Raw genomic sequence first — 12,465 nt, forward strand, 5'->3', positions numbered from 1 at the left:
CTATGCAGCAATCCCCTCTTCGTCAACGAGTATGGCCCGCATATGAATTCGCTGATGCAGTCGAATCCCCTGCAGAACAGCGCCTAATACGTAACATTATCTTTATTGTGAGTGGCGCAATTTTATTAATAGCAACGTGGTCAATTTTCACGTCTATCGAGGAGGTAGCAAAGGCAAAAGGTCAAGTAGTGCCTCTTGGTCACAGACAGATAATACAAAGCCAACTAGGTGGAACACTGGCGACAATTAACGTGGAAGAGGGTGATGTCGTAAAAAAAGGCGATGTCTTGGCCAATTTCTTAGCCATTGATAGTCAATCCGCAGTGGAAGAATTAGAGAGCAAACAAGCAAACTTAACGCTACAGATAGAACGCTACAATGCGTTTATTGAACGTCGGGAAATGAATGTATCCAATTATGCAACCACCTACCCTTCCCTTGTATCTCAGCAGATAAAGGCTTTTGGTCACATGCAAGCAGAGTTCAATGCTAGCGTAGCACTAGCAGAAACGGGGCTCGCAAAAACGCAAGCTGAACTCGATGCCATTAAGTCTGAATTACCAGCACTCAGAGATCAGATCAGTGCTTCAACAAAGACGTTGGCGATGATGAACTCGCTGAGCGGTCAGAAAGCCGTTTCTCAAGTACAAATATTAGATGCCCAACAAAAAACTGATAGCTATTTGCGTGAACTAAAGGCAATGGAAGGAAAAGAACTTGTCTTGGCTAAAAATCTCGCTAATGACCGCCAACAGTTAAAACAGAAGCAAGCGGCGCTTTTTACTGAAGTCAGTGAAAAACGTGCTGACGCGCAAGCAGAACTGTTAGCGGTTCGCGCTCGGCTGAAATCATCTGGCCAACAGGTCGCCCAAACCACCGTTTTGTCTCCGGTAAATGGAGTCATCCAATCAATACCGTCTACCTCATCGGGCAGTGTTGTTGCCCCGGGAGGCACGGTGGCAGTTATTGTTCCCACAACACCAACGGCCTTGCTGGAAGCCAAGCTATCACCTCGTGACATCGGCTTTGTTACCGTAGGACAGACGGCTCGAATTAAAGTTGATGCCTTTGATTACAGTCGGTATGGCGCCCTTGATGGCGTTGTAAAAAAGATATCACCAACCACGGATGCCGACGAGCACGGCGGGGTATTTTACAAAGTACAAATAGCGATCGAAAAACCCTATTTTCGTGATAATCCCGAACAATTTGGGTTGATACCAGGCATGACCGCTGAGGCTGATATCGTGACCGGCGAAAAAACTGTCTTCCAATACCTATGGAAGCCGATCTTCACCAACATCAGCAGCGCCTTCGGTGAACGTTAGGAGGATATTTGATGACCAAGTCAGACAAAGATAACAAACAACCTCATACCCTAGGCCTATCAGTTCCTGACGCAAACGATCAAAGCCAGATGGAACAAACGTCATTACATGGCGAAAAATCAACACGCAAGGCGTTTCAAAAGTCCAAGCAGATCGATAAGGATGTGAAGCGCTTAAAAGCCAAAGAGCTTAGAGATAAGGAACTAAAAACTACCGGCGACAACGAAGACCTCGTAGCGGCGAAATCAAAAGCTGCTCCTGTAAGCTCACAAAATGAGCAATCTGCTCCAGAGCAGTTACTAGAAGATCCTGCGGAAAAACAAGCGCAGACTAACATTAACATCGCAAATGTTGAGCAGAAGGCAATTCAAAGCAGAGAGTCAGAAGGCGGATCAGAGCAACAACAGTTGATCGATAACGCGCCTGAAGCGCCTACCAAAAGTAGTGGTACAGTCAGGTATCATGGTACCCATGGCAACATAACACCGACAGACACTCATATACCCCCAGTTACTACAGCACCTGATATATCCGTCGCAAAAACAGCGCAAGAGAACAATGCAGCCACGTTTATTCGTCAAAAAACGGTTAAAGCGCCGGATAATTCCGGGCCACATACTAATCCTCCCCAAGGTCAAGCAACAAACACAAATACGAAAGAACAGATGCTTGGAAAAGGCCATATCCCGCCAACGGATGGCCATACTAGCGTCACTCAAACCGGCTCTTCAAGCGAAAAAGATCCCCTGGGGGCACCATTAATTCCTTCGCCAGCACAGCACAATTCTGTCATATCGGGCGTTAAATCAGGTTCAATCACCGAAGACAAGGTGCTTACTAACGGGCTGCTTCACACTTCGGGTCAGCTCGATGTTATAACTCCTGACACAGGGCAAGATCGATTTACGGCGACCTCAATACAAGGCCATCTTGGTACGCTGAGTATCAATAATCAGGGTCACTGGATCTACACCGCCGATAATTCTCAGCCTACGATCCAAGGCCTTAAAAGCGGAGAGTCACTCACCGATACATTGCTGGTGCACTCCGTTGATGGCACTGAACAAAAAATCACAATAACTATTAACGGCACTGACGATAAAGCTCAAATAGCAGGCACCTCAACAGCAAGTTTAACTGAAGATAAAGAGGTTCATAATGGCCTACTTCGCGTTGATGGTGCGTTAACAATCACTGACGCAGACAACGGCGAAGCCCAGTTCCAAGCAACATCTTTGCAAGGCCAATTTGGTACCTTGTCGATTAATCAATTAGGTCATTGGATCTATACCGCAGACAACTCACAAAGTTCAATTCAAGGGCTAAAAACCGGTGAGTCACTCACCGACACATTACTGGTGCACTCCGTTGATGGCACTGAGCAAAAAATCACTGTCACCATTAACGGGACTGATGACAAAGCCCAAATCGCTGGCACCAGCACCGCCAGTTTCACGGAAGATAAAGAGATTCATAATGGCCTACTTCGCGTTGATGGTGCGCTGACTGTCACTGATGTTGATGCTGGAGAAAACCAATTCCAAGCAGAAGTATTGCAAGGCCAGCTCGGTACGCTGAGTATCAATAATCTGGGTCATTGGACCTACACCGCTGATAATTCTCAGCCTACGATCCAAGGCCTTAAAAGCAGAGAGTCACTCACCGACACGTTACTGGTGCACTCCGTTGATGGCACCGAGCAAAAAATCTCTGTCACGATTGATGGCACCGACGATAAAGCCTTGATTGCTGGCACATCAACGGCCTCGCTCACTGAAGATAAAGACGTTCATGTGGGTCAGTTGCGCGTGGATGGTGCCCTGACCATTACTGATAGCGATAACGGCCAAGCTCAGTTCAGCGCAGAAACCCTGCAAGGTCAATTCGGAACACTGACCATCAATAACTTAGGTCATTGGACCTACACAGCCGATAACTCACAAGCCACGATTCAAGGCTTAACAACCGGAGAGTCAGTAACTGATACCCTGCTGGTTCATTCTGTGGATGGCACTGAACAACAAGTCACTGTCACTATTAACGGTACTGATGATAAAGCCGTGATTGCTGGCACATCAACGGCCTCGCTCACTGAAGATAAAGACGTTCATGTGGGTCAATTGCGCGTGGATGGTGCCCTGACCATTACTGATAGCGATAACGGCCAAGCTCAGTTCAGCGCAGAAACCCTGCAAGGTCAATTCGGAACACTGACCATCAATAACTTAGGTCATTGGACCTACACAGCCGATAACTCACAAGCCACGATTCAAGGCTTAACAACCGGAGAGTCAGTAACTGATACCCTGCTGGTTCATTCTGTGGATGGCACTGAACAACAAGTCACTGTCACTATTAACGGCACTGATGATAAAGCCGTGATTGCTGGCACAGCAACAGCAAGTTTAACTGAAGAGAAAGACGTTCATCAGGGGCAGCTTCGAGTCGATGGGACGCTGACGGTAACGGATTCGGATAATGGTCAGGCACAATTTACCGCGACCTCATTACAAGGGCAGTTTGGTACTCTTTCAATCAATGAATTAGGTCATTGGACTTACACCGCCGAAAATTCACAAGCGACTATTCAAGGTTTAAAAACAGGTGAATCTGTTACAGATACACTCGTTGTGCACTCGGTTGATGGTACTTCACAACAAGTGTCAGTAACCATTAACGGCACTGATGATAAAGCCGTGATAGCAGGCACCAGCACCGCAAGCCTGACTGAAGATAAAGACGTTCATGGTGGTCAACTTCGTGTTGATGGGGCGCTGACTATCACTGACGCCGATGCAGGCCAAAACCAATTCGCTGCTACCTCGTTGCAAGGTCAGTTTGGTACTCTTTCAATCAATGAATTAGGTCACTGGACTTACACTGCGGATAATTCACAAGCGACCATTCAAGGGTTAAAGAACGGAGAGTCAGTTACCGATACTCTAATTGTTCATAGTGTTGACGGCACTGAACAAAAAATCACTGTCACGATTGATGGCACCGACGATAAAGCCGTGATTGCCGGCACAGCCACGGCCTCGCTCACTGAAGATAAAGAGGTTCATAATGGCCTACTTCGCGTTGATGGGGCGCTGACGGTCACTGATGTTGACGCTGGAGAAAACCAATTCCAAGCAGGTGTATTGCAAGGCCAATTTGGCACCTTGTTGATTAACCAATTGGGTCATTGGACCTACACAGCTGACAATTCTCAGACTGCTATTCAAGGCCTTAAGAGCGGTGAGTCACTCACCGACACGCTGCTAGTCCACTCTGCTGATGGCACCGAGCAAAAGATCACTGTCACCGTTAACGGCTCTAACGACTTACCCGTTATTTCAGGAGTATCCTCAGGAAACGTTATTGAACAGGGAGAAAATATTACTGGGAAAGCGAATGCGACTGGCACCCTTATTGCGACTGATCTTGACTCAACTGACAGTATTCAATGGGCGATTAGCCAACCTCAAGGTCAAGGTCAATTTGGTAATTTATCAATCGATCAGCAAGGAAACTGGCGTTATCAGTTAGATAATTCAACAGGTGGCACGACAGACAAGCTGGCTGCAGGTCAACAGCAACAAGAGACATTTTGGGTAACGGCAACCGATTCATCAGGAGTGGCTGTACCACATAAAGTTGTTGTTGATGTAACGGGGAGTAATGATAAGCCTATTGTCACTGCTTGGGCTCAACTAGCAGCCGGAACAGAAGACAAACCTGTCATAATTCAAATCGCAGATCTACTCAGACACGCAAGCGATATTGATACCACTGATACTCTGCGAGTCGAGAACTTGCAAGCCTCCCATGGCCACCTCATAAACAATAACGATGGCAGCTACACCTTCACTCCAGATAAGGATTTTAATGGTGAAGTTCGCTTGAGCTATAACGTAGTAGATGGGCAAGGTGGCAATGTTAGTACCCAAGCCAAATTTGACCTAGCAGCATCTCCCGATAATGCAGTTATTACCGACGCCCAAACAAACCCGAACTTACGGGGTGTCACTGAAGATCGCGGCTATATCGATACTCACTATAAACTGAATTATAACGGCCAACTGAACATCCAAGACCCAGATGCCGGTGAAGCTAAATTTGATCCAAATATTGGCCCGCAAACCAACCAAGGTATTGGTTATGACACTAAGCTAGGCGGCCATGTGGTGCTAATGCAAAATGGTCATTACACCTACACCTTGGACAATCGAAATATTCAACACCTCGCAGAGGGAGAAGCGATAAAAGACTCGGTTGTTATTCGCTCAGCGGATGGCACCACTCATACCATTGAAATGACGGTTCACGGTACAAATGACAGACCCACGATTGCTGCACAGTCGCATACGGTTATTGAAGGTGGTGCCCTCATATATGGGCAAATGCGTGGGCAAGATATTGATACTGGCGCAACACTGCATTATTCAACCCCCAAAATTGATGGACTGATATTTAACACTGATGGCAGCTATAGCTTCGATCCGAGCAACTCAAGTTATCAATCCTTAGCATCTGGCGTCACTAAAACCCTTACCATCCCGGTCACTGTAACCGATGAGCATAATGCCAGCTCTACGCAAAACCTTACTATTAGTATTACTGGAGTTAATAATGCCGCTGTCATAGGTGGGGTTGATACGGGGGATGTCATCGAAGGTACTGCAGGTCGAGATATGTCCCCTGATTATGCTCAACCTGGTATGAGTCATTTAGGTAATAGTCCTCTTTATGCCAGTGGTGCGCTAACTATTACTGATGTTGATACAGATGAATCTGCATTTGATTCTCATGGCGTCGGATACAATTATGTCGGTAAATATGGCGATTTGTTACTGCGAGAAGATGGTACGTGGTCCTATTATGCTGATGCTGGAAACATCCGTGGGAAAGGTGGCCATGCAACAAATAGGGGCACCGCAATTGATCATCTTGGCAAAGGAGAAACCCTGACTGATACTGTGACCGTTTATTCAAAAGATGGCACATCTCACGATATTGTCATCACCATTCATGGCAGTAATGATCGCCCCTATTGTTCGTCAGAAGTGCAACTGAATGCAGGCACTGAAGATACTCGCCAAACCATTACAGTCGCGCAACTGCTGCAAAACACGGTTGATGTAGATAACAATGATGCTGGGCTGCTGAGCATTGAGAACCTGCATGCCGACCACGGTTCCATTAAGCATAATCAAGACGGCAGTTTCACCTTTACACCAGAGAAAGATTATAACGGCCAAGTTCATTTCACCTATGACGTGAAAGATGCCCACGGTGGTATCACTCACACTGGTGCATCCACTAGCTTGACTGCTGTAGATGATCACACAGTATTTGCTGGCATAACCACAGATTTTGCTAAAGAAGATGTTGACCCTGGTGCCAACTCTTATGGCAACTTTGGTGGCAGCCGTTTTGCTGGTACCCAATGGCATCAACTAACGATTACGGATACAGACAGTAAGGTTGATCAAATCGACATTGAGTTTGGTGGGAAAACTGTTACTTGGCAAGTCGGGTCGCCTCTTGATATCCAAACCAATTATGGCAAGTTCGAACTAACAACATATTCCCATGGCCCGCACAAGGGCGAGCTAGTTTGGTTGTATAACGGTGATAATCGCAACCCATCGATTCAAGGTTTAAAAGAAGGGGAATCTTTACACGAAAGTATCACTTTAGTTGCGCCAGACGGCACCCGCCAAGCACTGTCTGTAGAGATAAAAGGCACAGAAGATCATGTGATTATTGATGCCCCCAATCATCTTGGCGATGTGATTGAGCATCAATCAACAGGCGCACAAGTCAGTGGTCAGCTACAGGCCCATGATAGTGATACTCATGATTCAGTGAGCTGGGCCATTACCCAAACTGCTGGCAAATATGGTGAATTTTCAGTTGATACCGATGGCCACTGGCACTACGTTGTCGATGAGTCAAAAGCAGGAGTATTAGGGCAAGGTGATGAATGGAACGAACACTTCACCATTGAGGCTATATCAACCGATGGGAGCCGAATCACCAAGACAGTGACTGTTGTTGTTCACGGTAGTAACGACGCGCCAACCGTTAAAAGCGGCCTAGTACTTAGCCAAGGCAGTGAAGACAAGCAGGTTATATTAACCCAACAGGATTTGTTAGCCCATGCCAGTGATAGTGACCGCAACGATCAAGGCTGGCTAAGAGCCACCCACTTAACAGCCGATCATGGGACAATCAACACCAATGCCGATGGCAGCTTCACCTTTACCCCTGAGAAAGACTTTAACGGCGATGTTCACTTTAGTTATGACGTCACCGATCGTCATGGCGGTGTCACCCATACCAGCGCAAGTACAACCTTAATGGCGGTGAATGATGCGGCCCATATCAATGGTCAGTCACAAGCATCATCGAACGTCAATATATTCGAAGATAGCGCTACAAACCGCCTTACGGGGCTGCTGGCACTGACCGATGTCGATAGTGGCGAAGCCAACTTTGTGCCACAAGCTCATTTACTGGGGCAATATGGTGAAATAAATTTAGAAGCAGATGGCCACTGGGCATATAGCCTAAACAACAACTTAGCCGCAACCAATGCCTTAAAGGCAGGCCAAATGGTCACCGATAGCTTTACCTTTAGTTCACCCGACGGCACCGCTAGCCACACCATCAACATTCAAGTTCACGGCCATGATGATCGCCCTAGCCTCAGCCTCAACGAAGGGGAAGCACAGCAGTCACTCGATCTCTTTGGCGGGCTTAATGCTACGGGCGTGAGCCAATTGCAATTTTCAACTGACGGTATCCACTTTTCTAATCGGGTGCCCGATGGTTTTATGCTTGCCAGAGATGGGCATACCTTGCAGGTCGACCCCGCCCACAATAGCTACAACCACTTAGCTAACGGCATTGCCTCAACCATTGACATTAAGTATCAGTTACAACAAAGCGCGGGCAGCAACCTACAAGCCTCGCAGCAGCAAGCACGAGTAGTTATCACTGGCACCAGCGACAAACCGATTATTCACAGCTTTAGCCCGCATTCGCCACAAAACAATGGCCCGGTTACAGGGAATCTACTCCAAGGCGCAACAGATGTGGATGATGGTGCACACTTAGAGCTTCATGATGTGCAGTATAAAGATCCTGTAACGCAGCACTACGTGACGGTTCAAGCGGGGCAAACTCACAACATTAGCGGTGTTGGGATGATTGCGATTTCAGCCAATGGCGACTACAGCTTTACTCCAAACAACTCTTTTAGTGGGCAAGTGCCTTCTCTTATCTATCGAGTAACAGACACGCACGGTGATTATGCGGATAATAGCCAGAACACCTTGAGTATTCATATAGATCCATACCAGCCTCCCATTATTGCACCGTTAACGGTAGCACTGGCAAATGATACCGGTAGCTCGGCTACAGATTTAGTCACTCAGGATGGGACGCTTAGCATCTCAGGCCAAACAGCGGGAATGCAGGTAGAGTATTCTATTGACGGCGGCAAAAATTGGAGTACTCAATTTTCGCCAATTGAAGGGGTGAATCAGCTACAGGTGAGACAGACTGATGGTGCTGGGCATGCTTCAGCAGCCAGCAGTCTTAGTTTCACCCTAGACACCCAATCACCTTCGCCACATATTAGTCTTGATCCTGTTACCGCCGATAACGTGCTTAATCAAACAGAGCTCAGTGCTAATCTAGCGGTCACTGGGACAGTGAGCAGCGAGGTCAATGTAGGAGATAAGGTTACCCTTACGCTGGGGGCACGCACATACACCGGTGCAGTTGATGCTAATCATCAATTCTCTATTGACGTTCCCGCCGACCAACTGGGCAGTCACACCAATATCATGGCATCAATCACTATAACCGATGAAGCCGGAAACAGTGCCACCGCGACAGATAACCATCACTACAGCATAGATACAGGCGCAAGCATTCGGGTTAACCCCATTTCCGGTGACAATATTATTGAAGCGAGTGAACACCACCAAACCATTGATATAACCGGTACTGTGTCTGGGGTTGAAGATGGACAAACAGTTACAGTCTCCATTGGCGGTCATCACTACCAAGCTGCAGTGGCTCATGGTGCTTGGAGTACTTCTTTAACTGCAGCAGAGGTGCAGGCTCTGCCGGGAGGCACCGTTGATGTTACCGCGTCAGTTCAGGATCTTGCGGGTAATCTAGCATCAATACACAGTCCGCTTTTTGTTGGTGATAGCGCTAATCCTGTACCGAGCTTGAGCTTTAAAGCACCACCCACACCTACGGGCGGTGGCAGTATTGGCTCGCACATATCTGGCGATTTGGTTGTACCACCGTTAATACAACAACTCACCCCTCATTTACCCAGTGGTGGTTGGGCGATTAGTGATGGAAAAGGTCATACCTCTACTAGCCTACACGGCCAATATGGCACCTTAACTATCGACCCAGATACTGGTCACGTTGACTATGTTTATAGCCAAGCGCCAGCTCCTGGCAATAAAGCAGCAGGAGGCACCCATTGGGCAGGGCAAACAGTATCAGAAGAGCATCATGATGTGTTTCAAGTTGTTTATCACGATGTACATGCATCAAATGTGGATGTTAAAGTGAATCTGGATGTGACCTATGTTCATGGCCATAGTGGTCACAATCAAACCTCTACTCATCTTGTTGCTATGACCGTCACACCTGACACTTCGGTGGCTCCGCCACCGGCTGCTGAGATGCACGACGCACCGGACGACATACAGGCTTTTAGCGCCAGCATCACAGAAGATGAATCATCATTTGACCATGTAGTATCAGATATTGGCGCTGCCGATGAAACACCTCCCGCTCAGCCGTCACATACACATACAGCTCCGATTAGTCCTTCAGAAGCAAGTTCGCCCATCGATCACTATTTACAAATGGTTGGTATAAGTCAGACGGATATTACGCCAGCATCTGAGACACCATTGGCCACTGATTTACCTGATATGGCAGCAACACAGATTAACCAAGATGCAGAGATGTTTGATACCCAGCCTACAGACGCGTTTGAAAACCCCTTGCAGGATGAACACCAGCATAAACTTGATGATGCCACGATGGGTGAGCAGCCGGTCGACCACTTAGATAACCAAGTCAACGATGACGAGCTGATGCACTCCGCACTCCACAATATGCACAATCAATGGTAATAAAACAGCCCCATGAGCGAATAAAGCTTGGTTAACATCCACTCGATGCACTGCAAATTTATGGCGGCAGAACGAGTTCGCAAAGCTATCTCAATTATTAATAAGCGATCTTGGCTATGTTTTGTTCGCTGACATTTGCCAATGTAATACAAAGCTTGTGTGATCTATGTCACACGACTACAATCGCGCCTCCTTAATTACCTCCCTCCCTCGGAGTAACGTACGTGACCGAAAAGTTGGCGAACCCAGCCCCATTAGGCCTTATGGGCTTTGGCATGACCACTATCTTACTAAATATCCACAATGCAGGTTTTTTTCCTATTAGCGCCATGATCCTGGCCATGGGGCTCTGTTACGGCGGTTTAGCTCAAATCATCGCTGGCGTAATGGAATACAAACGCGGTAACACCTTTGGCGTTACCGCCTTTATCTCTTACGGTACTTTTTGGTGGAGTTTGGTACTGCTTCTGGTCTTGCCTGAAATGGGTATCGCTGAAGCAACGCCCCAAGCCTACATGGGATTTTACCTGCTGATGTGGGGCATATTTACCCTGTTTATGTTGGCAGGTACAGTCAAGTTTCCACGGGTTAAACAGTTTGTCTTTGCATCATTAACGCTGCTGTTCTTCTTGTTGGCGCTCCGCGATTTCACCGGCAGCGCCGTGATAGGCACGATTGCTGGCTACGAAGGTATTTTATGTGGCGCTAGCGCAATCTATCTGGCAATGGCGACCGTGATCAATGAGCAATATGGACGCACAGTATTACCTATTGGCGAGCACAAGCTCAGCGCGCCAATCCAGTTGAAAGTGGCCGCATAAAAGCTGCTGATTCAATCCAAAAGGCATCTTATCGGTGCCTGATTGGATCCTTATATCAAACGTCTTATATCGAGCGAATAATCCCGCCCTCAACTCTTAGTGCACTGCCATTGACCGCACCATTCCCAGCAACAAAAACGGCAGCATCGGCCACCTCTTCAATGGTAATAAACCGCTGGATCAACGAGTTCGGCTCATGTTCCTGGAAGTAGTTTTCCACCAGTTCATCTAGTGGCCTGCCCTCCTCTTTTGCTAGGCCTGCAAAGTACTCCTCCACCCCAGCCGTCCAAGTTGGCCCCGGCAATAGCGTGTTGACGGTAACGTTGGTCCCTTTAGTCAACTCTGCAAGTCCACGTGATAAGCCTGTCAGCGCCGTCTTACTCACGGAGTAATGGATCATCTGCGGTAACGGTTTATAGCCAGCTTCGCTCGCCACATTAATGATCCCACCACTGTCGCGCGCCAACATACCTGGCATCAGCGCCCGGCAAAGACGCACAACGCTAAGCACATTGGTTTGGTAGTAACGCAGCCACTCATCGTCATCAATGGCAAAAAAATCCGCCACACTAAAAATACCGGCATTATTTACTAAATATTCAACATCATCTAAATGAGATAGTTGCTGTAACACCTCGTCACATGCATTCGCGCTACTAAGATCACCAGCTACGCTCGCATAGCCCTTAATGTCCAAGCAAACCTGTGCGGCCTGTTGTGCATCTCGGCCATGCACAATGACGCGGCAACCCTTGTCAGCAAAGGATTGCGCGATCGCCAACCCTATCCCTTTTGTTGAACCGGTTACCAAAACCACTTTGTTATCTAAGTTGGCCATGCTGATATTCTCCAATGAGCGGGATTATTGAAAAGTACGCGTACTGCCATAAGCGTAATCCAAATATCCCTAAGCAAAGACTATTTCGATAACCACTGACAACCGTTAGTGCGCGATTATTCTTACGACACCAAACAAGCGTCAACAGTCCTGTTAATCAAAGAGATAAAACAGGAGAAAAGCACAGCATGTGCTTTACCTATCTTTACAGTGTTTTACCCCTATTTACCGAGAATCAGCGTAAATTAATCACTCCCAGATATACGATGAATTAAAGCCCTTCGCCATTCAGCATGGCGCGGTCTAAGATATTA

Annotated in this window: 4 protein-coding genes; 3 read left to right on the forward strand and 1 reads right to left on the reverse strand. The window is 47.3% G+C overall.

From position 1 onward, the window contains the following. Positions 1-2: 2 nt before the first annotated feature. From EZV61_RS15855 to EZV61_RS15865, 3 genes are all read left to right on the forward strand, one after another. On the forward strand, positions 3-1,328 hold the full coding sequence (locus EZV61_RS15855; protein ID WP_130565364.1) for an HlyD family type I secretion periplasmic adaptor subunit: 1,326 nt from the start codon (positions 3-5) through the stop codon (positions 1,326-1,328). An 11-nt stretch (positions 1,329-1,339) separates the two neighbouring features. Beyond that, the gene (locus EZV61_RS15860; RefSeq protein WP_131416882.1) at positions 1,340-10,492 is read left to right on the forward strand and encodes a VCBS domain-containing protein; all 9,153 of its coding nucleotides are present in this window, start codon (positions 1,340-1,342) and stop codon (positions 10,490-10,492) included. A 224-nt stretch (positions 10,493-10,716) separates the two neighbouring features. Further along, complete coding sequence (locus EZV61_RS15865; protein ID WP_114338507.1) at positions 10,717-11,313, forward strand: acetate uptake transporter; 597 nt, start codon at positions 10,717-10,719, stop codon at positions 11,311-11,313. Positions 11,314-11,377: 64 nt separating this feature from the next. Here EZV61_RS15865 and EZV61_RS15870 read toward each other — a convergent pair whose 3' ends face one another. Next, positions 11,378-12,151, reverse strand: a complete 774-nt coding sequence (locus tag EZV61_RS15870) for an SDR family NAD(P)-dependent oxidoreductase (protein WP_114338506.1) — start codon at positions 12,149-12,151, stop codon at positions 11,378-11,380. Positions 12,152-12,465: the final 314 nt, after the last annotated feature.

Source organism: Corallincola luteus (genome assembly GCF_004336975.1).
GTDB lineage: Bacteria > Pseudomonadota > Gammaproteobacteria > Enterobacterales > Neiellaceae > Corallincola > Corallincola holothuriorum.